18 protein-coding genes and 1 tRNA gene are annotated in these 24,115 nt (G+C 70.4%); 15 read left to right on the forward strand and 4 right to left on the reverse strand.

Going from position 1 to position 24,115, the window contains the following annotated elements; genetic code table 11:
* Positions 1-38 precede the first annotated feature (38 nt).
* The gene (locus ACFOGJ_RS09355) at positions 39-1,754 is read right to left on the reverse strand and encodes a methyl-accepting chemotaxis protein (protein ID WP_379899603.1); all 1,716 of its coding nucleotides are present in this window, start codon (positions 1,752-1,754) and stop codon (positions 39-41) included.
* Between the two features lie 242 nt (positions 1,755-1,996).
* Here ACFOGJ_RS09355 and ACFOGJ_RS09360 point away from each other — a divergent pair, with 242 nt between their 5' ends.
* The 7 genes from ACFOGJ_RS09360 to ACFOGJ_RS09390 all read left to right on the forward strand — a co-directional run bounded on the left by ACFOGJ_RS09360 (position 1,997) and on the right by ACFOGJ_RS09390 (position 11,120).
* Positions 1,997-3,184, forward strand: a complete 1,188-nt coding sequence (locus tag ACFOGJ_RS09360) for a MalY/PatB family protein (RefSeq protein WP_379899604.1) — start codon at positions 1,997-1,999, stop codon at positions 3,182-3,184.
* A gap of 10 nt (positions 3,185-3,194) precedes the next feature.
* Positions 3,195-3,965, forward strand: coding sequence for a gamma-glutamyl-gamma-aminobutyrate hydrolase family protein (locus ACFOGJ_RS09365; protein ID WP_379899605.1), 771 nt, complete (start codon positions 3,195-3,197; stop codon positions 3,963-3,965).
* A gap of 226 nt (positions 3,966-4,191) precedes the next feature.
* Positions 4,192-5,133: an ABC transporter permease gene (locus ACFOGJ_RS09370; RefSeq protein WP_379899606.1), complete on the forward strand. Its 942-nt coding sequence runs from the start codon at positions 4,192-4,194 to the stop codon at positions 5,131-5,133.
* 50 nt (positions 5,134-5,183) lie between these two features.
* Positions 5,184-6,185 (forward strand): sugar ABC transporter substrate-binding protein, encoded by a 1,002-nt coding sequence (locus ACFOGJ_RS09375; RefSeq protein WP_379899607.1) that lies wholly within the window; start codon positions 5,184-5,186, stop codon positions 6,183-6,185.
* 60 nt (positions 6,186-6,245) lie between these two features.
* On the forward strand, positions 6,246-8,456 hold the full coding sequence (locus ACFOGJ_RS09380; RefSeq protein ID WP_379899609.1) for an ABC transporter permease: 2,211 nt from the start codon (positions 6,246-6,248) through the stop codon (positions 8,454-8,456).
* A 4-nt stretch (positions 8,457-8,460) separates the two neighbouring features.
* The gene (locus ACFOGJ_RS09385; protein WP_379899610.1) at positions 8,461-9,594 is read left to right on the forward strand and encodes a hypothetical protein; all 1,134 of its coding nucleotides are present in this window, start codon (positions 8,461-8,463) and stop codon (positions 9,592-9,594) included.
* The gene (locus ACFOGJ_RS09390; RefSeq protein WP_379899611.1) at positions 9,591-11,120 is read left to right on the forward strand and encodes a sugar ABC transporter ATP-binding protein; all 1,530 of its coding nucleotides are present in this window, start codon (positions 9,591-9,593) and stop codon (positions 11,118-11,120) included. The genes ACFOGJ_RS09385 and ACFOGJ_RS09390 overlap by 4 nt, the downstream gene beginning before the upstream one ends.
* Before the next feature lie 26 nt (positions 11,121-11,146).
* Here ACFOGJ_RS09390 and ACFOGJ_RS09395 read toward each other — a convergent pair whose 3' ends face one another.
* Entirely contained in the window at positions 11,147-11,785 is a 639-nt protein-coding gene (locus ACFOGJ_RS09395; protein ID WP_379899612.1) for a TetR/AcrR family transcriptional regulator, read from the reverse strand.
* A gap of 71 nt (positions 11,786-11,856) precedes the next feature.
* On the opposite strand from ACFOGJ_RS09395, the gene ACFOGJ_RS09400 reads away from it, so the two are divergent.
* Genes ACFOGJ_RS09400 through ACFOGJ_RS09415 form a run of 4 tightly spaced genes read left to right on the forward strand, consistent with a single transcriptional unit; the run spans position 11,857 to position 15,672 of the window.
* On the forward strand, positions 11,857-12,672 hold the full coding sequence (locus tag ACFOGJ_RS09400; protein WP_379899613.1) for a cyclase family protein: 816 nt from the start codon (positions 11,857-11,859) through the stop codon (positions 12,670-12,672).
* Complete coding sequence (locus ACFOGJ_RS09405; protein WP_379899614.1) at positions 12,669-13,613, forward strand: fumarylacetoacetate hydrolase family protein; 945 nt, start codon at positions 12,669-12,671, stop codon at positions 13,611-13,613. Before ACFOGJ_RS09400 ends, ACFOGJ_RS09405 begins: the two co-directional genes overlap by 4 nt.
* Before the next feature lie 19 nt (positions 13,614-13,632).
* A complete protein-coding gene (locus ACFOGJ_RS09410; protein ID WP_379899615.1) occupies positions 13,633-15,099 on the forward strand; it encodes an amidohydrolase family protein in 1,467 nt (488 codons plus the stop codon).
* Positions 15,100-15,132: 33 nt separating this feature from the next.
* Positions 15,133-15,672: a cupin domain-containing protein gene (locus ACFOGJ_RS09415; protein WP_379899616.1), complete on the forward strand. Its 540-nt coding sequence runs from the start codon at positions 15,133-15,135 to the stop codon at positions 15,670-15,672.
* 6 nt (positions 15,673-15,678) lie between these two features.
* Here the strand turns inward: ACFOGJ_RS09415 and ACFOGJ_RS09420 are convergent, their stop codons facing one another.
* Positions 15,679-18,315: a beta strand repeat-containing protein gene (locus ACFOGJ_RS09420; protein WP_379899617.1), complete on the reverse strand. Its 2,637-nt coding sequence runs from the start codon at positions 18,313-18,315 to the stop codon at positions 15,679-15,681.
* 232 nt (positions 18,316-18,547) lie between these two features.
* Positions 18,548-18,621: transfer RNA gene (locus ACFOGJ_RS09425), tRNA-Gln, on the reverse strand.
* Positions 18,622-19,040: 419 nt separating this feature from the next.
* Between ACFOGJ_RS09425 and ACFOGJ_RS09430 the strand changes: the two genes are divergently transcribed.
* The 4 genes from ACFOGJ_RS09430 to ACFOGJ_RS09445 all read left to right on the forward strand — a co-directional run bounded on the left by ACFOGJ_RS09430 (position 19,041) and on the right by ACFOGJ_RS09445 (position 24,068).
* Complete coding sequence (locus ACFOGJ_RS09430; RefSeq protein WP_379899618.1) at positions 19,041-20,363, forward strand: Ppx/GppA phosphatase family protein; 1,323 nt, start codon at positions 19,041-19,043, stop codon at positions 20,361-20,363.
* A gap of 18 nt (positions 20,364-20,381) precedes the next feature.
* Positions 20,382-21,161 carry an RlmE family RNA methyltransferase gene (locus ACFOGJ_RS09435; protein WP_379899619.1) on the forward strand — a complete coding sequence of 260 codons (780 nt, stop codon included), beginning with the start codon at positions 20,382-20,384 and terminating at the stop codon, positions 21,159-21,161.
* A gap of 103 nt (positions 21,162-21,264) precedes the next feature.
* On the forward strand, positions 21,265-22,731 hold the full coding sequence (guaB, locus tag ACFOGJ_RS09440) for an IMP dehydrogenase (RefSeq protein WP_379899620.1): 1,467 nt from the start codon (positions 21,265-21,267) through the stop codon (positions 22,729-22,731).
* 38 nt (positions 22,732-22,769) lie between these two features.
* Complete coding sequence (locus ACFOGJ_RS09445; RefSeq protein ID WP_379899621.1) at positions 22,770-24,068, forward strand: RsmB/NOP family class I SAM-dependent RNA methyltransferase; 1,299 nt, start codon at positions 22,770-22,772, stop codon at positions 24,066-24,068.
* Positions 24,069-24,115 lie beyond the last annotated feature (47 nt).

Consider the following 24,115-nt stretch of genomic DNA (forward strand, 5'->3'; position numbering starts at 1 on the left):
GTGGAGTAGGGGCGACGCGGGACCCGGCGCACCCCGCGTCAGGCCGCGTTGATTTCCTTCAGGAAGCGATCGACACGGTTGCCGAGCGCTTCCGTCTGCCGCGACATCTCCTGCACCGAGGCCAGCACCTCGGCCGCGGCACTGCCGGAGGTCTGTGCTTCGGCACTGACCCCGTCGATGTTGCGGGTCACGTCCTGCGAACCGGAGGCCGCCTCCTGGATGTTGCGGGAGATTTCGCCGGTGGCGGCGCTCTGTTCCTCTACGGCCGCCGCGATCGACGAGGCCGTCTCCTCGATCTGGGCGATCGTGCTACGGATCGAATCGATCGCACCGACGGCGTCCCTGGTCTCCGTCTGCACCCGTGAGATATGGCCGCCGATCTCGCCGGTGGCCTTGGCGGTCTGGGTCGCCAGCGACTTCACCTCCTGCGCCACGACGGCGAAGCCCTTGCCGGCTTCCCCGGCACGGGCCGCCTCGATCGTCGCGTTCAGGGCCAGCAGGTTGGTCTGTTCGGCGATGTCGCGGATCAGGTCGACCACTGTGCCGATCTTCTCAGCGGCCTCTGCCAGGCTCTGCACCTGCCGGTTGGCATTGCTGACCTCCTCGACCGCCGACTTCGCCATGCCGGTCGATTTCGCCACCTGGCTGCCGATTTCCGCGGTGGAACTGCTCAGTTCCTCCGTTGCGGCTGCAACCGTCTCCACGTTGGAGGCGGAGGCTTGCGCGGCGTTCGAGGCCGCCCTGGCCTGGGCGCTGGTCCGTTCGGCGATCTCGGACATCGACCGCGCCGTGCCGTCCAGCCTGCTGTTGGCCTTCCTTACGGAGGCGACGACCTCGCCCACCTCCGCCTGGAAGCGGTCGGCAAGGTCGCGCATCGCGCGCTGCTTTTCCTCCTGCGCCCGTTCCTCGGTGCTCTGCCGCTCGCGGCGAAGCCGCTCCGCCTCCACGGCATTGTCCTTGAAGACCTGGACGGAGCGGGCCATCTGGCCGATCTCGTCGTTGCGGCCGGCGAAGGGAATCTCGACCGACAGATTGCCGTCGGCAAGCTGGCGCATGCTGGCCGTCATGCCGGACAGGGCGCGTACGATGCCCATGGTGACGATCGCCAGCAGCGGCAGCAGGATCGCCAGCGCGACGAGGTAGGTGATGACCGCGCCGGTGACGGAGCCGTCGACCGTTGCCTCAGTCTCGTCGAGCGCCTGTGTGACGGCGGCAGTGCCGGCCTGCTTCACCAGGCGAAGGGTTTCTGCCACACGCTCGCCGCTGTCGTCGATGATATCGTCCAGCCTGGCAAAGGCCTCCGGCCCTGCATTGCTGGAGATCGCCTGCGCCAGGTCGACCTGGATCGCCCGCGCCACCGCGTCGAAGTCGCGGGCGAAGCCCTGAGCCAGGTCCGGGCGGCCGACCGCGGTCGCCAGGTCCCGCACGGTCGATGCATTGCCGCGGATCAGGGTGACCGCATCGTCGATCACCTGCTGGCGCTCCGGCTGGATGCTGCCTTCTTCCTTGTCGATGATGGAGTCCATCGCCGCCAGCAGCATCTCGGTATTTGCCAGCTGAAGGTCGGAGACGGTCGTGATGTCGCCCTGCAGCATGCGGGTGCGTTCGGTGGCATCTGCCACGTCGCCGCCGGCGGCAAACTGAATGGCAAACAGCACCGACAAGGCAATCACGGCACAGGCGGCCATACCCATCATGCGGGCGCGGATCGAGAGCGAACCGAACATCATCACTACCCCTCTGGTACCAGCCAAAGCGCGGGACCTCCTGCGCGCACCGGAAATGCAAACACTTGTGTCGAGGCGATAGTTTGGATTGCGAGGGTTTCCAATTGGTTGCGGGGAACGCGAAGAAGGCGGTGCGAAGGCCCGCAATCCGGCCCTGCCCGGCGAATGGCTGGATTTGTGACCACCGCCTCCTTTAGAAATGTGCGGTCCCGGCGCGGCGCCGTGCCGCCGCGCCGGGCCGCGCAGCAGCAACGAGGACCGGCCCCTTCATGTTCGATTTCGACCGCATCATCGACCGCCGCGGCAGCCACGCGGCGAAGTGGGACAGCATGGCGAAGCTGTCCGGGATCACGGCCGAGGATGCGATCCCGATGTGGGTGGCCGACATGGACTTCGCCGCGCCGCCGGGTGTGACCGAGGCGCTGATGGAAGAGGTCGCGCGCGCCACCCACGGCTATTATGCCGATACCGGCTCCTGGGCCGCGGCGCTGGCGGAATGGGCGGGGCGGCGCCACGGGCTGGCGGTCGATCCGGCCTGGGTCAGCCCGACCCCGGGCATCGTCTCCGCCCTGGGCCTGATCCAGCAGGCGGTGAGCGAGCCGGGCGACGAGATCGTCGTCTTCCCGCCGGCCTACCATGCCTTCCGCAAGATCATCCGCGCCAATGGCCGCAGCATCCTGGACGTGCCGCTGGAGGAGCGGAACGGCCGCTATGTCATGGACCTGGAGGCGATGACGGCGAAGCTGACCCCGCGCAGCCGCGCCGTGTTCCTGTGCAGCCCGCACAACCCGGGCGGCACCGTCTGGACGGCGGAGGAACTGGGCGCCCTGGCGCAGCTCTGTATCGAGCGCGACCTGGTCCTGGTCTCCGACGAGATCCACTGCGACCTGGTGTTCGACGGCGCGCGGCACGTGCCGACCCTGACCGCGGCGCCGGAGGTGGCGGACCGGCTGATCACCTGCATGGCCGCGACCAAAACCTTCAACCTGGCCGGCGCCCATGTCGGCGCCTGCATCACCACCAACCCGGCGCTGAAGGCGAAGCTGGACGCGCGGATCAATGCCGCCGGTCTGGGCTCCTACAATGGCTTCGGGATGACCGCGACGGAGGCCGCCTGGCGCACCGGGGAGTCCTGGCTCGACGCGCTGCTGCCCTACCTGCAGGGTAATCGCGACCTGCTGGACGCGCGCATCGAGGCGGCGGCGCCGGGCGCCCGCTCGATGCGGCTCGACGCCACCTATCTGGGCTGGGTCGATTTCTCCGGCACCGGCCTGCCGCCGGAGGAGGTGGCGCGGCGGGTCGCGGAGGGCGCGCGCATCTTCGCCAGCCCGGGGGAGCAGTTCGGCCCGGGCGGCGAGAGCTGGATGCGCTTCAACTTCGCCACCCCGCGGCCGATCCTGGAGGACGCGCTGGGCCGGCTGGAGGATGCCTTCGGCGACCTGAGGGCGGCAGCATGAGGGCGGCAGCATGACCAGGCCCGTCGTCGGCGTGATCGGCAACCACCACCTGATCGAGAACCGCTTCGCCTGCCAACTGGTAGGGGAGCGCAATCTCTGGGCCCTGGCCCAGGTCTGCGGCGCGCTGCCGCTGACCTTCGCCGGCTGTCCGGAGATCACCGACATGGAAGCGCTGCTGGCGACCGTCGACGGCATCGTCCTGACCGGCGCCCGCGCCAACGTGCACCCCTCCCGCTTCGGCTTGGCGGAGGATCCGGCCCACGAACCCTACGACGCCCGGCGGGACTCGCTGGCCCTGGCGCTGGTCGAGGCCTGTGTCGACCGCGGCGTGCCGCTGCTGGCGATCTGCCGCGGCTTCCAGGAGATGGCGGTCGCCTATGGCAGCACCCTGCACCCGGAGATCCGCAACCTGCCGGGCCGCATGAACCACCGCATGCCGCGTCTGCCGAACGGCGAGATCCATCCCGACCAGGAGGTGGTGTTCGCCGACCGCCACGAGGTCCGCCTGGCGCCCGGCGGTGCTTTCGCGCGGATCATGGGCCGCGACCTGATCCGGGTGAACTCCCTGCACGGCCAGGGCATCATGCAGGCCGGCCCGCGGGTGGTCGTGGAAGGCGTGGCCGAGGACGAGACGATCGAGGCGATCCGGGTCGACGGCGCCAAGGGCTTCGCCCTCGGCGTGCAATGGCATGCCGAGTACGACCCGCAGACCAACCCGGTGAACCGCGCCCTGTTCGAGGCCTTCGGCCAGGCAATCTCAGGATACAGCAAGGCGGCGTGACGCCTGCCGCCGGTTGGGGCGGGAGGCGGACAGGCGAACGATAGATTCGCATACCCCAGGAATTGCTTGTACGTCCGTCCAATTTTTCCTACGATGCCTGCAACGAACGGCCGGAGCGCCGGATCATCGGGGAGGGGACATGGAAGCGGAGGTTCTCCAGACGTCCGGGGGCAGGCCGGCAGGACGCGGCCATCTGCTGCGGCTCCTGCGGACGCAGGAAGGCATCGTGCTGTCGCTGACGGCGGCGCTCGTGTTCCTGTTCAGCGTCGCCCTGAAGGGCTTCCTTGCCATCGGCAATATCGAGAACCTGCTGTTCAACGTCTCCCTGCTCGGGATTCTCGCTGTCGGCATGGGGGTCGTGGTGATCGGCCGCGGCGTGGACCTGTCGCAGATCGCGATCATGGGCACCAGCGCCGCCCTGGTCCTGTCGCTGCTGAACGGCGGCACGCCGCTGCCCTGGGCGCTGCTTCTGTCCGCCCTTCTGGCGCTGGCGATGGGCGCCTTCAACGGGATCATGGTGGCCTTCGTCGAGATCCCGGCGCTGTTCGCGACCCTGGCGACCGGCATCCTGTTCTTCGGCTTCGGCATGGTGTTCCTGCTCGACGGCGCGGTGCAGTACCTGCCGGCGAAGCAGCAGGGTCTCGCGCAGCTGGCGCAGGGCACCCTGCTGGGCGTGCCCTACCCGGCGCTGATCTTCATCGGCTTGATGGCGGCGGTGCAGCTCTGGCTCAACCGCACGGCGCTGGGCTTCCTGGTCTATGCGCAGGGCGACAATGCGGAAGCGGCCCGCCTCAGCGGTGCGCCGGTGCGGCCGCTGACCGTGCTGACCTACATGATTTCCGGCGCCATCGCCTGCCTCGCCGGGCTGATTTTCGCCACCGCTTCCGCGGCGATCGACATGCGCGTGGTGCAGTCGACGATGATCTTCGACGTGATCCTGGTCGTGGTCCTGGGCGGGATCAGCCTGGTCGGCGGCCGCGGCTCAATGTGGAGCGTGCTGGCGGGGGCTTTGCTGATCGCGACCCTGCTGGACGGCATGGTCATCCTCGATGTCAACAGCGACGTCCAGGACGTCATCAAGGGCTTCGTGCTGGTGGGGGCGGTCCTGCTGGACCGGGCGCTCCACCGGGTGGACGAGGAGACGGCCAAGCAGGGCGACACCCTGTAGGCCGCAACGACGCGGGGCGCATGCACGCCCCGGCCGCAGTGGAGGAAGGAATGCAAACGAAACTGGTGAAGGCACTTTTCGGCGGTGCGCTTGTATTGGCATTGGCCGGCGGCGCGGTGGCGCAGGAATCCCGCCTCAAGAGCTCAGCGGAGATGTATGACAGCTTCGTCGAGGCGACGAAGGGCAGGACCATCGCCTGGGTGCCGCAGGCGACCGGCATGCCGCTGACCGACGGCTGGACGCAGGTGATGCGTCAGGAGGCCGCGGATCTGGGCATGACCCTGGAGATGCGCGACGCCGCCTTCTCCAGCACCAAGATGACTCAGGCGGTGAATGCGCTGATCCTGGAAAAGCCCGACGTCCTGGTGGTGCACAATTTCGACGTCCAGCTGCTGGCCCGCGCGCTGCGCAAAGCGGAAGAGGCGGGCATCTACGTCGTGCAGCTGAACATGGTGTCGAACTACAAGACCGACGCCTTCGTCGGCGGCAACTGGCGGGAGATCGCCCGCGGCATGGGCGAGGATATCGTCGCGCGCTGCAGCAGGGACCAGGGCAAGTCCGGCAAGGTGGCCCATATCCAGGGCGACCTGACCTCCGATGTCAGCATCCTGGAGAGCGAGGGCCTGAAGGCCGCCTTCGAAGGGCATGACGGTATCGAGATCGTCGTCGACCAGGCCGCCCAGTGGGACCCGAACAAGGCGCGCGAGATTACCGCCAGCGCGCTGCAGCAGCATCCCGACCTCTGCGCCATTGTCGGCCATTGGGGGCCGATGACCATGGGTGCGGGCCAGGCCGTCAAGGCGGCCGGCAAGTCCGACCAGGTCACCATCTATTCCACCGGCGAGAACCCGCAGTTCATCTGCGATGCCATCAAGGACGGCGTCCTCGACCGCTATTGGAGCGTCGACAACCTGAAGCAGGGCCGCGACGTGATGCTGACCATCAAGTACCTGCTGCAGATGAACCAGCCGCCCGGCACCTTCAGGCTGGCCGGCTATTCGCCGGTGGAGATCCTCGACAAGGACAATGTCGAGCGTCGCTGCTGGAAATAGGCGTGAAGGGCGGCCGGTCCCGGCCGGCCGCCGCCATCTGAACCATTTCACGGAAATGCGATGAACATCCTGGCGCCGATCGGCGGGCGGGGGGAGGGCTGGGGCCGCCTGTGGGCGCCGCGCCAGCAGCTCGCCGAACTGATGATGAAGCGGTGGTTCGAGACGATCGTGCCCTTCGCGGCGCTGCTCGCCGTCGTCGCGATCTTCTCGATCCTGATCCCGAACTACCTGTCGGTGGACAGCATGCTGCTGCTGGGCCGGGAGTTCGCTGGCTTTGGCCTGGTCGCGCTGGCGATGGCGATCGTGCTGATCGGCGGCGGCATCGACATCTCCGTCGGCTCGACCTTCGCCCTGGCCAATTTCGCCACCTTGTTCCTGCACCTGGTGCTGGAATGGCCGCTTGGCGGCGTGATCCCGGCGGTGGTCCTGCTGGGCGCCTTCCTGGGGGCGGTGAACGGCGTGCTGATCGGCTTCCTGCGGGCCCGCGCGCTGCTGACCACGATGGCGACCCTGATCATCTTCCGCGCCACCTACGACCTGCTGATCTTCAACTACGCGACCGACATCGCCACCGGCTATTCGGACTCCGACTTCTGGTACTTCCTGGGCGAAGGCTTCGTCGCCGGCCTGCCGGTCAATCTCGTCGTCCTGCTGGGCATCGCGCTGCTGGGCCACCTGGTGCTCAGCCGCTCGCGCATCGGCTGGCATGTCACCGCGGTCGGCGCCGGCCGCCTGGCCGCGCGCCATGCCGGCCTGCCGGTGCGCAGCCTGGTCTGCGGCACCTACATCACCTCCGGCATGCTCGCGGCCCTGGCCGGCATGTTCTATGCCGCCCGCATCGTCAGCCCCAGCCGGGATGCCGGGCTGGGCATGGAGATGGAGGCGCTGACGGCCGTCGTGCTCGGCGGGGTCAGCCTGCTGGGGGGCAAGGGCTCCATGGGGCGCGCCCTGATCGGTGCGCTGACGGTCCTGCTGCTGACCAACGGCCTGGTCCGCTACGGCGTCGAGGCCGGCGTCAACTTCCTGCTGCTGGGCGTGCTGCTGCTGATCGCGGTCGGCATCGACGTGAAATGGCTGAAGAACCTGCACCGGGCGATCGCGCGCTTCTACACCGATCCCGCACCGGTGGCGCTGAAGGCACCGGCCGCCGGCTCTGTCGCTGCGCTGAACCACGACCTGCGCGGTGCCTATTTCATCGGCTTTCGCGGCCAGGATTTCCTGGGCCAGGAGGACTATATCCTCGACGACCGGGAACTGCGCCTCGCCGCACCGGAGGATGTCGCGATCGACGCCGAGGGCCGGGTCTATACCGGCACCGCCGGCGGCCTGGTGATCCGCTATTCGGGTCCGCATTTCAGCGACCGCGAGGTGTTCGCCAATATCGGCGGGCAGGTCCGCGGCCTCGCCTTCCGGGGGGCGGACCTCTACTGCTGCGTCGCCGGGCTGGGGCTCTACCGGGTGCGCCCCGACGGCAGCCACGACCTGCTGACCAACCGCACGGGCACGACCCTGCTGCGGCTGCGCGACGATTCCCGGCTGATCCTGCCCTGCGACCTCGACATCGGCCCCGACGGCCTTGTCGTCTTTTCCGAGAGCAGCGTGCGCTACGACATCGGCAGCTGGATCACGGAAGCCATCGAGTGCCGCCCCAACGGCCGCCTGCTGGCCTACGACCCGGCCAGCGGCCGCACCCGGGCATTGCTGAACCGGCTGGTCTTTCCCAGCGGGGTCTGCTTCGACGCGGATGGCCGCTCGGTCCTGTTCGCGGAGACCTGGCTGGCCCGGATCTCCCGGCTCTGGCTGAGCGGCCCGCGGGCGGGGCAGGTGGAAACCTTCGCCGACGACCTGCCCGGCTTCCCGGCCAATATCAATGCCGACCCCGAGGGCGGCTATTGGATCGGCATCCTCGCGCTGCGCACGCCGGTGCACGAGCTGGCGCTGCGCCATCCCGGCCTGCGCTACCGCATGGTCCGCCGGCTGCCGGGCGACGAATGGCTGGTGCCGAACTTCAACTGCGGCGGCGCCCTGCATCTGGATGCGGCGGGAGCGATCACCCGCGCGCTCTGGGACCCGCCGGGCCGCGGCCAGAACTATCCGGCCATCACCTCGGCACGGCGTCACGGGGCCTATCTCTATCTCGGCGGCATCCTCAACAACCGGATCGGGCGGATCACCCTGGATCCTTCGCAGGCGGAGTGGCAGAGCCCGAACGTGCCGTCCGTCCCGCCGGTGGATATCGCCGCGCCCGAACCGGCCGGCGCGGCGGAGTAGCGCAATGGCCATGCAAATCCTTTCCGGTCTGCTCGGGCGCCCGGGCCGCCATGCCGCACAGGACAGCGCCCCCGTGCTGGACGGGCCGCTGCGGCCCAACCAGCAGCTCGACCTCTGCCGGATGCTGGACCGCCACCTGAAGGCGCCGGACGATGTCGCCATCGGGCCCCGCGGCCTGCCGCTGGTCAGCGATGGCCCTCGGGTCCTGGAGATCGGCGGCCACTGGTACGCGCCGATGCGCACCACCTTTGCCGAAGTCGGCGGACGGGCCGGCGCCCTGTGCCGGTTGCCGGACGGCGGCCTGGCCATTGCTGTCGATGGCGATCGCCTGGCCGTCAGGGGCGGCAGACATGACGGATGGGCGGTCGACCGCATCGGCGACCGGCGCCTGCGGTCGGTCACGGCCCTGGCGGCGCTGGACGGCGACCGGATCGTCGTCGCGGAAGGCAGCGCGGAACAGGATCTCGGACACTGGCGGCACGACCTGCTGGGCCGCGGCAGCAGCGGCCGGGTGACCCTGCTGGACCTGCGGAGCGGCGCGGCCGAGACCCTGGGCGCCAGCCTGGCCTGGCCGGCCGGCGTCGCGGTCGCGCCGGACGGCACGGTGATCGTCGCGGAGGCCTGGCGGCACCGGCTGCTTCGCCTGGGCGGCCGCGGGAGTGGGGGCGCCGCGCCGCAGCCGGTCCTGGCGGAGCTGCCGGCCTATCCGGGCCGGTTGGCCGCGGACGGGCAGGGCGGCTGGTGGCTGACCTGCTTTGCGGTCCGCACCCAGCTGGTGGAGTTCCTGCTGGGCGAGCCGCGCTTCCTGGCGGAGATGATGCGGACCGTGCCGGAAGCCCACTGGGTGGGACCGGCGCTCAACACCACCGACGATCCGCTGGAGCCCCTGCAGATGGGCGGCATCCGCCAGATGGGGATTAAGAAGCCCTGGGCGCCGCCGCGCTCCTACGGGCTGGTGGTGCGGCTGGACGGGGAGTTCGACCCCACCGGCAGCCTGCACAGCCGCACCGACGGCAAGCGGCACGGCATCACCGGTGTCGCGGTGACGCCCGACGGCAAGGTCTGCCTGGTCTCCCGCGGGCACGGCAAGCTGCTGCTGCATGGCGACGACCGGGAAAGCGAAGAGGGCGCGGCATGACCGGCGGACATCTGATCGAGGTGCGCAACGCCAGCAAGGCCTATGGCGGAGTGCGTGCGCTGAGCGATGTCAGCATCCACCTCGACCGCGGCGAGATCCTCGGCCTGGCGGGGGAGAACGGCGCCGGCAAGTCGACCCTGTGCAAGGCGCTGGCCGGCGCGGTGGAGCTGAGCGAGGGCGAGATCCTGATCGACGGGCGGCCGCAGCGCCTGGGCAGCCCCGCCGACGCGCTGCGGGCCGGCATCGTGATGGTCTATCAGGAGACCAGCCTGGTGCCGACGATGACGGTGGCGCAGAACATCCAGCTGGGGGCGGAGCGGCCGTTCAACCGGCTGCGGGTGCTGTACCGGGAGACGCAGGCCGTCCTCAGCGGCATGAACTTCCATGTCGATCCGACCGCCCTGTGCGGCAGCCTGGGCGCCGGCCAGCGGCAGATGGTGGAGATCGCGCGGGCGATCTTCCACGACGCCAAGCTGGTGATCTTCGACGAGCCCACAGCGTCGCTGGCGCCGGCGGAGAAGAAACAGTTCTTCCGCCTGCTGCGCCGGCTGAAGGCGGACGGCCGCGCGGTGATCACCATCTCCCACGCGCTGGAGGAGGCGCTGAAGGTCTGCGACCGGATCGCGGTGCTGCGCGACGGGGCCCATATCGTTACCAAGCCTGCCGCCGCCTTCAGCCGGCAGGAGCTGATCACCCACATGGTCGGGCGTGCCGTGGAGGACAGCTATTACGGCTCGCTGATGAGCTCGCGGGAGCGTTTCATCGCCGCCGGTCAGCAGGCGGCGCGCAAGCTGCCCCGTACCCTGCGGGTGGAGAATCTCTGCTACGGCGGGGTGGTGCGGAACATGTCCTTCTCCGCCCGCGCGGGCGAGGTGACGGGTATCGCCGGGCTGATCGGCGCCGGCCGCACCGAGGCGGCGAAGGTGATCTCCGGCGTCTTCAAGCGCGACATGATCAACGGCGGCCGGGTCTTCCTGGACGGAAAGCCGGTCCGCTACCGCACGCCGAAGCACGCGATGCGCGACGGCATCGTCTATGTCACCGAAGACCGGAAGCTGAACGGCTATTTCGAGACCATGGACACGGCGCGCAACGTCTATGTCGGCTGGCTGGCCGCCTATGCCGGCGCCTTTTCCGGTGCCTCCGGGGCCCGCGCGCGCGGGGTGGCGCAGCCCTGGCTGGAGCGGCTGCATGTGCGCAGCCTGGCGCGCGACGCCCGCCTGGTGGAGCTCTCCGGCGGCAACCAGCAGAAGGTGGTGATCGCCAAGTCGCTCTGCCAGAAGCCGCGGGTGGTGTTCTTCGACGAACCCACAAGGGGCGTCGACGTGGGCTCGATCCCGGAGATCCATGCCTTCATCCGCGCGCTGGCGGCGGAGGGGATCGTGGTGGTCGTGATCTCCTCCTACCTGCCGGAGGTGCTGAGCGTGTCCGACCGGATCCTGGTCGCCCGCCAGGGCCGCATCGTCGAGGAACTGCCCGCGCATGAGGCGACGCAGGACAAGATCATGTATGCGGCGGCGTCATGACCGCCTTGCCTCCCGCAGGCGCCGGATCAGCTGCGGCTGCCGACCGCCTGCAGCCCGGCGGTGACGAAGGGGATCATCTCCGCGCAGGCGGCGCCGATGTCGGACGACCGGACCCGGCCGCCCGACAGGCCGTCGATCCGGCCGTTCTCCGCCAGGGTGCCGGCCATCACGCAGACCATGAAGGTGAAGCCCCACAGCACCTGCGCCTCGCTGGCGCGCGGCATCGAGCGCTGCATCTCGCGCAGGAAGATCCGCCCGGGCGGATCGAACAGGTCGACGATGGCGGTGGTCACATGCGGGTTCGCCGACATGCGGGCGACCAGCCGTGCATAGGCCTTCCAGCCGGGCCCGCCGGTGAGGCTGTGGTGCACATAGGGCTCGATGAACGCCTCGACGATGCGGCGCAGCGGCAGCGGCTCGCCGCCATTGGCGTCGAGCGCGGCCTGCAGCCGGTCCAGGCGGCTCTCGCTCAGCACGCTGACCCGGCGCTCGATCACCTCGTAGTACAGCTTTTCCTTGTTGCCGATGTGATAGGTGACCAAGGACAGCTGCACCTCCGCCGCCGCGGCGATCTGACGGATGGAGACGGCATCGTAGCTGGTCTCCGCGAACAGCAGCTCGGCCGCGTCGAGGATCTTTTCGCGGGTCGGATGAACCTGGGGCATGGGTCGGGACACGTCTCTCGATTTCTTAATCGTACGTACAATCAATCAGTCACGCCAACAAGGAGCGCAGGATGAGCGCGAATGCCAGCGCGATGTTCCGGGGCCGGCGGATCGTCGATCTCTCGATCGCCATCGAGAACGAGATCATCTCCGACCCCGTGCCCTTCAACCCGAAGGTGGAATATCTGGACCATTCGATGACCGCGGACCAGATGGCCGGATTCTTCCCGGGCCTGCGGACCGAAGACCTGCCCGACGGCGAGGGCTGGGCGGTGGAGCGGGTGGAACTGATCACCCACAACGGCACGCATCTGGATGCGCCGTACCACTTCGCCTCCACGATGGACAGGGGGCAGCGCGCCATCACCATCGACGAGGTGCCGCTGGACTGGTGCATCGGGCCGGGGGTGAAGCTGGACTTCCGCGCCCTGCCGGACGGCCATGTCGTCACCGCGGCGGAGGTGGAGGCCGAGCTGGCGCGGATCGGCCACGACCTGCGCCCCGGCGACATCGTCGTCGTCAACACCCGCGCCGGCGATGCCTATGGCGGCGACGGTTATGTCGATGCCGGCTGCGGCATGGGCTATGAGGCGACGATGTACCTGCTGGAGCGCGGCGTCCGGGTCACCGGCACCGATGCCTGGTCGTGGGACGCCCCCTTCACCTACACCGCAGACAAGTGGGTCGCCGATCGCGACCCCGGCATCATCTGGGAAGGGCATCGGGCCGGCCGCGACATCGGCTATTGCCACCTGGAGAAGCTGCACAACCTGCAGAGCCTGCCGGGCAGCGGCTTCGACATCATCTGCCTGCCGGTGAAGATCAAGGCGGCTTCCGCCGGCTGGACCCGGGCCGTGGCCCTGGTGCCGGAGGAGGGCGCGGCATGAAGCTGGCAACTTTCGAGGCGGGCGGGGCGCCGCGCATCGGCAGCGTCCATCCGGAGCGCAACGAAGTGGTCGACCTCGCCGCCGCCGCGGCACAGACGGGACGCCCCGGCCCGTTCGGCGATATGCTGGCGCTGATCGATGCCGGGCCCGACGGCCTGGCGGCCGCGGCGGCGCTCGATGCCGACCCGCCGGCGGCGGCCGTGCTGGCGCTCGATACGGTGCGGCTGCTGGCGCCGATCCCGCTGCCGCGGCGGCTGCGCGACTGCCTGGTGTTCGAGGAGCATCTGCTGAACAGCGCGAAGCTGCTGGAGGAAAAGACCGGCAAGGGCTTCGACATCCCGGAGGTCTGGTACCGGCAGCCGATCTACTACAAGGGCAATCCCTACTCGGTGATCGGCACCGGCCAGGACGTGATCTGGCCGGCCTATTCGCAGGTCATGGACTATGAGCTGGAGCTGGCCTGCATCGTCGGCCGCGGCGGTGCGGACATCCCGGTGGAGCAGGCGCGGGCGCATATCTTCGGCCTGACGGTATTCAACGACTGCTCTGCCCGCGACGCCCAGGCGGACGAGATGCTGGGCACCCTGGGCCCCGCCAAGGGCAAGGATTTCGACACCGGCAACGTGCTGGGCCCCTGGATCGTCACCCTGGACGAGATCGGCGAGATCGGCAGCCTGAAGATGACCGCCCGGGTGAACGGCGAGGTCCGGGGCGGCGGCAGCGCCGGCGCCATGCATCACGGCTTCGAGCAGATCATCGCCTATCTGTCGAAATCGGAGCGCCTGGTTCCGGGGGAGGTGATCGGCTCCGGTACCGTCGGCACCGGCTGCGGCCTGGAGGTCGGCCGCTATCCGCAGTCCGGCGACGTGGTGGAGCTGGAGATCGACCGGATCGGGACCTTGCGCAACCGCTTCCTCATGCCAGAGCGGAAGAATGGCTGAACCCGAAAGGACGAGACAGATGCAGGACCGTCCCTTCCTGATCCGCGGCGCCGCGGTGCTGAGCATGGACCCCGCCATCGGCGACCTGCCGGCGGGCGACATCCTGGTGCAGGGCGACCGGATCGCCGCGATCGGCCATTGCCTGGACGCGCCCGAAGGGGCGGAGATCCTGGATGCGGCCGAGATGATCGCGGTGCCCGGCTTCGTCGACACCCACCGCCATGTCTGGCAGACGCAGCTGCGTTCCGTCGCCACCGACTGGAGCCTCTGCGACTACACCATCAACATGCGGTCGGTCTTCGCCTCCTTCTACCAGCCGGAGGATGTCTGGCTGGGCAACCATATCGGCGCGCTGGAGGCGCTGAACGCCGGCATCACCAGCGTCGTCGACCATTGCCATATCGTGAACTCGCCCGAGCATGCGGATGCCGCGGTGCAGGGCCATCGCGATGCCGGCATCGGCGGCGTGTTCTGCTACGGCATGTTCCGCAACGCCAGGCATCATCCCGGCGCACCGATCGACGTGGCGGAGCTGATCGGCGAGATGTGGGGCGATGTCGAGGACTGGCGCTTCGCCGATGCCGAACGGCTGCGCGGCAACGGCTTCGGTGCGCACGACCGGCTGCGCTTCGGCCTGGCGACCAACGAGTTCGAGCTGAAGCCCTATGACGAGGTGCAGGCGGAGCTGCGGCGGGTGATCGCCATGGAGCCGCAGCGCATCTCCATGCATGCCGGCATGGGGGCGCTGGCGAAGGACAACCGGATGGTGAAGCATTTCCTGGCCGACGGCCTGCTGGACGAGCGCGCCCTGTTCGTCCATGGCGGCGGCTTCACCGACGAGGAACTGCGCATCCTGGCCGACCATGGCTGCGCGATCTCCGCCACCCCGGACACCGAGATGCAGATGGCGATGGGCCATCCGGTCGCCTACCGCTTTGCCGATGCCGGCGGCCGCGCCTCCCTGGGCATCGACATCGTCTCCAACATCGGCGGCGACATGTTCTCGCAGATGCGGCTGATGCTGCAGGCGCACCGGGCCTGGCTGAACGCCTGGGCAGAGCAGGACGGCCGCACGCCGGGCACGGTGACGGTGCAGGCGCGCTCGATCCTGGAGATGGCCACCATCGGCGGCGCCCGGGCGATCGGCATGGACGATTGCCTGGGCAGCCTCAGCCCGGGCAAGTTCGCCGACATCGCGCTGATCGATACGCGGGCGATCAACATGACGCCGATGATCGACCCGGTCGGCGCGGTGATCTTCTATGCCAACCCGTCCAATGTGGACACGGTGCTGGCCGGCGGCCGCATCGTGAAGCGCGGCGGCCAGCTGACCGGCATCGACTGGCCGGCGCTGCGGCGGCGGCTGATCGCCTCCAGCGACCGGGTGCTGTCGAAGGCGCAGCGGATCCCGCTGGAAAAGATCCAGGCGCTGTGGACCGCGCCCTGGTATTTCGACCGTCGTGCCGCCATCGAGGCGGTGTCCTGACGGAAGACAACGATTCACATGGGGGAGCCATCGATGACCCAGTCCTTCCGCCGCATCGTCACCGTGAATGACGAAAACGGCCGCTCGCGGATCCTGCTGGACGAGCAGACGCCCCACCAGATCGCGCTGCTGGGTGATGCCGGCCTGCGCGACTTCTGGCGGCATGTGCCGGGCGCCGACATGACGGCCACCCGGGAAGAGGCCGACATGACAGTCCGCCTCAACCCGCCGAAGGGCGGCTCCGTCTTCCGCTTCTTCCAGGTGCCGCCGGAAGGCGCGGCGGCGCAGCTTTCGGAAGAACAGCGCTACGACCTGTTCGGCAAGGCCTTCGAGGCGATCGGCGCCAGCGGCGACCTGGTCGACCGGACCCGCCATCCCGGCATGCACAAGACGAAGACCATCGACTACATCATCCTGCTGGAGGGCGAGGTCACCCTGCTGCTCGACGACGGCGAGGTCGACATGAAGCCGTTCGACGTGGTGGTGCAGCGCCAGACCAACCATGCCTGGGTGAACCGCGGCACGGAGACGGCGACCCTGGTCGCGGTGCTGAACGATCTTGGCGAGGGGTGAGCGGCCCTAATCGGCCACCGTCACCTGGCCGTTGCCGAAGCTCTGCGACACGGCGGTGCTGCCGCCGGTGAGCTGGATCTGCACCCCCTGCAGCGCGATCGCCGCGTTTTCGTAGGCGGTGGCGGCGACCGTCGGCAGGGCCGCGGCTCCGGCCGGGCTCCCGGCATTGTCCAGCGCCAGCACGCCGCCGGTCAGGCGCACGGTGGCGCTGCCCAGCGCCTGGATCGCGCCGAGGCCATCGGTGGATGGGCCGGAAAGACCCTGCAGGAGCGCGGTGTTGGTCAGGGTCACCGACGCCATGTCGGCGGCGACGATGGCGGCGAGCGGCGTGTCCAGCCGGTTGCCGAAGCTTTGCACCGCCCGCAGGGTGCTGCCGGTGATGGTGATGCGGCTGGCATCCTCCGCCTCCAGCGGGTCGGGGACGGTCAGGGCATTGCCGGCGGTCGCGAGGATGGCGCTGTCCTGCACCGTGATCGCGGAGCGGCCGAGGCTCCACAGCGGCACCGCGCCGGACGGCTCGGTGATTTCGGGCCCGCCGGCGAAGGTGGTCGCCAGGCTGCTGCCGCGCACCGTGACCTGCGCATCGTCCAGGCTGGTGACGATTGTGCTGCCGGACTGGGTCGCGGAGCTGCCCTCGTTGACGATGACGCTGTCCAGCACGGTCAGCCGGCTGTTGCCGGCGGCGCTGAGGCTGTTCACGAAGGCGCGGCCGTTGGTGCTGCTGTCGCTGGCATGGAGGGTGGAGCCGGTGATCGTGACCTGCACATTGTCCTGGATCTGGACCTGGGTCACGCCCTGGCTGTCGCCGCTGCCGCTGTGGCTGGCCGTCAGGCGGGAGGCGGTGACGGTCGCGGTCGCGTCGCCGCCCAGCGCCAGAGATCCGGCGCTGGCGCCTGTGCCGGTGGCCGTCGCAACGAGATCGCTGTTGGCGATGGCGATGCTGTTGCCCGCCACCGAGGCGTCGACCAGGTTCGCCGCGCCGAAGCCGTTCTCGCCGGCGAGGATGGCGCCGAGCCGGCTGGCCGTGACGGACACCGTGCCGCCGCCCGGCCCGTCCAGGTAGATGTCGAATGCACCGGCATCGGCCGTGCCGCTGGCCGCGGCAGCCAGACTGCTGTCCTGCACCACCAGGCTGCCGCCACCGGCCAGGGTGCCGAGGATGGCGAAGGCGCCGCGATTGCCGTCGCCGCTGGCGGTGGCGCTGATGCTGCTGCCGGAGATCGTCAGGCCGGCGGTGCCGGTCAGCCGGATGCCGGTGGCGACCGGCAGGGCGGTGTCGCCGCCATTGCCCACGGCGATGGAGACGCCGCTGAGGCTGGCGCTGGTGGCGCCGGAAAGGTTGAGGCCGGCCAGATAGGGCGGGTCGGCGGGGGACGTGCCGCCGCCGCCCACGGTCAGGCCGGCGAAGGTCAGTCTGCCGGCATCGGCGGCGATGATCGCGGCTGGGAACAGGCTGCCATTGTTGCGCAGGACCAGGTTTTCCAGCCGGTTGCCGCCATTGCCGTCGGCACCGGCGATGAGGATGCTGCCCGCCAGCAGCAGCGGCCGGTCGCCGCCGGTCGCGGCGCCGGCATAGCTGGCCGTGCGGCCGAGCAGCGACTGGCCGCCGTAGAGCTGGATGAAGCTGCCCGCCGGCAGGCTGTAGGTGCCGGGCCGCAGGTAGAGCGCCGGCGCGTCCCGCGCACCGCTGCCGGCGGCCAGCGCCGCGATGCCGGCGGTCGTCGCCGCATCGAGGCTGGAGCAGGGCTGCGCGTAGCTGCAGGCGGCGGTGCCGGCGGCCGGGTCGTAGGCCGTGCCGGCAGGGTCGAAGAACCAGATATTGTCGCGATAGGGCAGCGGGTCGCTGACCGGCGCCGTCAGGTGGCTGACCGGCACCGCGTTGGCGGTGTCGAAGGCGGCGATGTTGTGCTGCACCGGGCGCCGCCGCCAGTCCGGCGCCGGGGTCGCGGCGGCGGGCGCGCCGCCGAAGCGGAAGCTGAGGGTCAGGCCGATGCGGTTGCGGTCGACGCTGTCATAGCCATAGTCGAGCGCGGCGCTCAGGCCCGGCACGATCTCCGCCTGCAGGCCCGCGACGGCGCCGTTGCGGGCCTCTGTCCGGGGCGTGAAGCGATAGCCGCCGAGGCGCAGGCCCAGGTCGTGCCGGCCGCCGAGGCGAAGGCTGCCGACGAGGTCGGCGCCGGTGCCGATCTCGTCAACCGGGGCGATCATGCGGTCGTACTGCTGGTGGCCGCTGAAGCTGGTATAGCTGCTGTCGCCGCTCTCGCCGGCCCAGCTCGCGGTGCCGGTCATGCGGGTGCGCTGGCCCACCGGCAGGTAGAGATTGGCGGACAGCTGCCAGCGCGGCGCCAGCAGTTCCAGGCCCGGCGAGACGGTGACGAAGCGGCTGCCGGCGGCGGAGCGGTCATAGGCGGCGAAGCCGTACCCGCCGAGCATCAGGTGCTCCGACAGCGCGTGCCGCCAGGCCGGACCGGCCTGTGCCGACCAGCCATTGCCGGCCAGCGAGCCGGCCCCCTCCAGGTTCAGCAGCAGCAGGTCGCCGCCGCTGTCGGCGAGCGGCAGCTGCAGGCCGCCGCGCAGCAGCCGGTCATCGGTGGAGACGGTGCTGCCGAGCGCGACCTGCGGCGGGCCGGCGGATGCCGCCATGGCCGCGCCGGCGGGCAGGGCGGCAGACAGCAACGGGATGACGAGTGCGGGAACGAGGGGGGACGGGATGACGGGCCGCCGCGCCATCGCGCCGCGAAGGCGCCCGCCGCGCGATATTTCCGGAATGCCTGCCTCCCCCGCATGGACATGCGCTGCGATCACGCCCGTCAGAGTGGGTCGCGCCGGCTGATGTCCGCAAGTGCGCAAACGGCAGGGGGAGGGTTGGAAAGCGTGGCTGGGGGACCTGGATTCGAACCAGGGCTCTCGGAGTCAGAGTCCGATGTTCTACCGCTAAACTATCCCCCAGCAGGGGCTGCCGGCCCGGCGCGTTGCACCGGTCGGCTGCGGGGCGCGAAACCTATTTCGGTCGCCCGTGCTTGTCAACGCAGTCGGGTAGCCTTTGGCCGCCGCCGCGCCTGTCGCTGACTTATGCCACCAAAGGATGGTTTGCAAGCGCCCTGCCTTGGGATATGGGTGGGTTAACGCCTTGTGTGCTTGCCGGGGCCGCCCATGGCGGTCCGGCCAGACGGCTGCGCCGATGCGCGCCATGCCCGATCCGCCGTCATGGGGGTCTGCATGCGCATGCGTCCGGGCCGCGCCGTCCGCCCCCGCCGGTCGGAGAAGGTCCCGCATGACCGTTTCCGACCGCCGGCGCGGCCGCCACCGGGCAGGGTGGGCGGCCCGTGCCGGGCCGCGCCCGCGGTCGCGTTCAGGAGGGTGCCGGGGTGACAGCCGATCCGGTTACGTTGCGCAATCCGCCCGCCGCTGCCGCCGATGCCGAGCCGGCACCGGCACCGGTCGAGGCGCGACCCGCCGAGGCGACAAGGCCCGACGGCCGCGCCTCCCAGACCGAGCCACAAGCCATTGCGGCGGACGCAGCCGCCCGTCCGGGCCGGCCGCGGCGCCGGCGCCCGCGCCGCGGGCAGTTCTTCGCCGCCCTGGACCTGGGCACCAACAATTGCCGCCTGCTGGTGGCGCAGCCCGACCGCGACGGCTTCGTCGTCGTCGACGCCTTCAGCCGCATCGTCCGCCTGGGCGAAGGCTTGCGCGAATCCGGCCGGCTGTCCGACGAGGCGATGGAGCGGGCGGTCCGCGCCCTGCAGATCTGCGCCGGCAAGCTGCGCCGCCGCCAGGTCACCCGGGTCCGCGCCATCGCCACCGAGGCCTGCCGCCGCGCCAGCAACGGCGCCGAGTTCCTGGACCGGGTGCAGAAGGAAACCGGCCTGCGGCTGGACATCATCACCACCGGGGAGGAGGCGCAGCTCGCCCTGGCCGGTTGCGCGCCTTTGCTGGACTTCGGCCATCGCCGCGCACTGGTCTTCGATATCGGCGGCGGTTCCACGGAACTGAGCTGGGTGGCGCTGGACCCGCGCCGGCCGGTCGGCGACCCGGAGCGGATCAGGAGCCTGGGCTGGTTCTCCCTGCCCTGGGGGGTGGTGAACCTGTCGGAGCATTGGAGCGAGACCGGCGATCCGGACGAGCCGCTGCTGACCGCCTATGGCCGCATGGTGGACCATATCGGCGCGCAGCTGGCGGCGCAGAAGGCGCGCTTCGACTGGACCGACGAACTGGCCGCCGGCGCGGTGCAGCTGCTCGGCACCTCCGGCACGGTGACCACGGTGGCCGGCGTGCTGCTGGACCTGCCGCGCTACGACCGTTCCGCCGTGGACGGCCGCTGGCTTGAGGTGGCGGAGGTCGAGCGCATCTCCCACAGCCTGGCGCGGCTGCCGGTGGAGGAACGCGCCGACCATCCCTGCATCGGCACCGAGCGGGCCGACCTGGTGGTCGCCGGCTGCGCCATCCTGGAGGCGATCCACCGGCTGTGGCCGGCCGCCCGGCTGCGGGTCGCCGACCGCGGCGTGCGCGAGGGCCTGCTGCACGGCCTGATGAAGCATCATCGCGGCGGGCGCCGGCGCTCCGGCCGTGGCCGCCGCCGGCGCGGGCCCGGAGGCGAGAACCGGGGCAGCGAGAACCGGGGCAATGCGGAGAGGACCGCCGAGAACCGCGGCAATGACGGCAGGGGCGGCGGCGACGCCGCCTCGGCCTGACGCGACGGGCAGCCCGACATGACCAAACCGCCGGGAAAGCGGGCGGGGAGCAGCCGCCGCAGTTCCACCACGATCGCGCAGGGTGCCGGCCGGCAGCTCACCCAGCGGGTAAAGACCGCGCGCGGGCGCAAGACCTCCTCCCAGCGCTGGCTGCAGCGACAGCTGAACGATCCCTATGTGGCCGCCGCCCAGGCACAGGGCTACCGCTCCCGCGCCGCCTGGAAGCTGGCGGAGATGGACGACCGCTTCCGCCTGCTGAAGCCGGGCCTGCGGGTGCTGGACCTGGGCGCCGCGCCGGGCGGCTGGACCCAGGTGGCGGTGGAACGCTGCGGCAAGCGCGCGCGGATCCTGGCGGTCGACATCAACGAAATGGACCCCGTGCCCGGCGCGGCGGTGATGCAGGCCGACATGCGCGACCCCGATGCCGCGGCACGGGTGCGCGCAGCGCTGGACGGCGCGGCGGACCTGGTGCTGTCGGACATGGCGCCGCCGGCCACCGGCCACCGGCAGACCGACCATCTGCGCATCATGGCCCTGTGCGAGGCGGCGCTGGACCTGGCCTGCCAGGTGCTGGCGCCGGGCGGCACCTTCCTGTGCAAGGTGCTGCAGGGCGGCGCGGAGGAGGGGCTGCTGCAGCGGATGAAGGCGGATTTCGCCCAGGTCCGCCATGCCAAGCCGCCGGCCAGCCGCAGCGACAGCTCCGAAGCCTATGTCATCGCCCAGGGTTTCCGGGGAGAGGGCGGCACCGGTCCGGGCGACTCCGACGATCCGCAGGACCCCGATCCGGGCAGGGACTGACGGCCTGCAGGGCCCGTCCTGCCGCCCTTCGCATGCCGCTTCTGGCCAGGGCGGCCCGGCATCGCTATATCACCCGCCATCGCTGCGCAGATTGGGGGCCGAGATGGTCGATTTCCGGGAAGCCTTGACCTTCGACGACGTGCTGCTGGAGCCTGCGGAATCCGAGGTCCTGCCGGGCGCCGTCGATACCCGTTCCCGCGTGACCCGGAACGTGATGCTGGGCATCCCGCTGCTTTCCGCCGCGATGGACACAGTGACCGAGGCGCCGCTGGCGATCGTCATGGCGCAGGCCGGCGGCATCGGCATCGTCCACAAGAACATGTCGATCGAGGAGCAGGCCAACACGGTCCGCACCGTCAAGAAGTTCGAATCCGGCATGGTGATCAACCCGGTCACCATCGCGCCGAATGCCCGCCTGGCCGACGCGCTGGCGCTGATGGACCGGCACGGCATCCACGGCATCCCGGTGACCGAGGAGCCGTCGAACAAGCTGGTCGGCATCCTGACCAACCGCGACGTCCGCTTCGCCACCGACAACGACCAGCCGGTCAGCGAGCTGATGACCAAGAAGGACCTGGTCACGGTAAAGGAGGGCTGCAGCCTGGAGGAGGCGAAGCGCCTGCTGCACAAGCACCGGATCGAGAAGCTGCTGGTCGTCGACGACGACTATCACTGCATCGGCCTGATCACGGTGAAGGATATCGAGAAGGCGCAGAACTATCCCAATGCCTGCAAGGACGACCAGGGCCGGCTGCGGGTCGGCGCCGCCACCTCCGTCGGGCCGGACGGCCTGGCGCGGGCGGAGGCGCTGATCGACGCCGGGGTCGACGTGCTGGTGGTCGACACCGCGCACGGCCATTCCCGCGGCGTGCTGGATGCGATCAACGAAATCAAGCGACGCTCGAACTACACCCAGGTGATCGGCGGCAATGTCGCCACCCGCGACGGTGCCAAGGCGCTGATCGAGGCCGGCGCCGACGCGGTGAAGGTCGGTATCGGCCCCGGTTCGATCTGCACCACCCGGATGGTGGCCGGGGTCGGCGTGCCGCAGATGACCGCGATCCTGGACGCGGTGTCGGTCGCCCGCGACTACGACATCCCGGTGATCGCCGACGGCGGCATCAAGTATTCCGGCGACCTGGCGAAGGCGATCGCCGCCGGCGCCGACTGCGCCATGATCGGCTCCCTGCTGGCCGGCACCGAGGAAAGCCCGGGCGAGGTCTTTCTGTACCAGGGCCGGTCCTACAAGGCCTATCGCGGCATGGGCTCGCTGGGCGCCATGGGCCGCGGCTCCGCCGACCGCTATTTCCAGCAGGAAGTGGGCGACAAGCTGAAGCTGGTGCCCGAAGGGGTGGAAGGCCGGGTGCCGTTCAAGGGACCGGCCGGCACCGTGGTGCACCAGCTGGTCGGCGGCCTGCGCGCGGCGATGGGCTATACCGGCAGCGCCACCATCCGGGAGATGCAGCGCAAGGCGCGCTTCCTGCGGATCACCGGCGCCGGCCTGCGGGAAAGCCATGTCCATGACGTGGCGATCATGCGCGAGCCGCCGAACTATCGCCCGGACCTGTAGGGGCGCCCGCCGCCCGATGCTCTCGTGACCTCGGCCAAGTGACTCCCGGAGCCCGCCTCGCTGCCGCTGCCGACCTGTTCGCGGCGGCGATGGCGGGCGACCGCCCGGTCGACCGCATCCTGCACGACTGGGGGCGGGCGAACCGCTATGCCGGCTCCGGCGACCGGCGGCGGATCCGCGAGATCGTCTATGCCGCCCTGCGCGACCGCGCCCGCCTGGCCTGGCGGCTCTACGGCCCGGCGGCGGAGGCCACCGGTCCGGGCGACCGGCTGATTCCGTTCGCTGCCGCCGGGCATATGGCAGCCGAACTGGAAGCCTTCTGCGGCAGCGGCCGCCATGCGCCGCCGCCGCTGACCGATGCCGAGCGCCAGGCGCTGGCGGATCTCGAGGCCGGCCGCCATGACGAAGCCATGCCGTTCTGGGCCGCCGCCAACATTCCCGCCTTCCTGGAGGACAGCTTCCGGCGGCGCTTCGGTGCGGATGCCGGCGCTGCGCTGGCCGCCCTCAACGGCCGCGCACCGCTCGACCTGCGCGCCCATGCCGGCCGCGGCGGGCGGGCGCCGATGCTGGCGCGCCTGCGGGCGGAGGGGCTGGCCGCGGAACCGGCACCGCTCGCCCCGCAGGGCATCCGCCTGCCGGAGGCCGCGACCGGCGGTCCCTTGCGCGACCATCCGCTGCTGCGCGACGGCAGCCTGGTGCCGCAGGACGCGGCCTCGCAGCTGGTCGCCCATCTGGTCGACGCCCGGCCGGGCATGACCGTCCTGGACCTCTGTGCCGGCGCCGGCGGCAAGATCCTGGCCATCGCGGCAGAGCTGCATGCCGTTGGGGAAGGGCAGGGCAAGGATAGGCAGGGCGGCCGACTGCTGGCGACCGACATCGCCGCCGACCGGCTGGACCGGCTGCGTCCCCGTGCGGCACAGGCCGGCGCGGAGATCGGGTTCCTGCCCTGGCCGCCGCCGGAGGAGCTGGCCGGCGCCTGCGACCGGGTGCTGGTCGACGCGCCCTGCTCGGGCACCGGCACCTGGCGCCGCGCGCCGGAGGATCGCTGGCGCCTGACCCCGGCGCGGCTGGCGGAGCTGCAGGCGGTGCAGGCGGATCTGCTGGAGCGCGCCGCCGGTCTGGTCGCCCCGGGCGGCATGCTGGTCTATGCCACCTGCTCCCTGCTGCCGGAGGAGGGGGAGGACAGGGTCCGGCCCTTCCTGGCGGCCCATCCCGACTTCGCAGCGCTGCCGGAAACATCGCGGGCCGGTGCCGCCGCCGGTCCCGGCAGGGTCCTGTCGCCGCATCGCGACGACACGGACGGTTTCTACGTCGCCCGGCTGGCCCGCAGGGGGTAGCGGCAGCGGCGCTGGCGCAGCTGTGAAGATCCTGCCCTGGACGGCGG

Origin of the sequence: Marinibaculum pumilum (genome assembly GCF_042646425.1) — a bacterium.
In the GTDB taxonomy this organism is placed as follows: domain Bacteria; phylum Pseudomonadota; class Alphaproteobacteria; order Ferrovibrionales; family Ferrovibrionaceae; genus Marinibaculum; species Marinibaculum pumilum.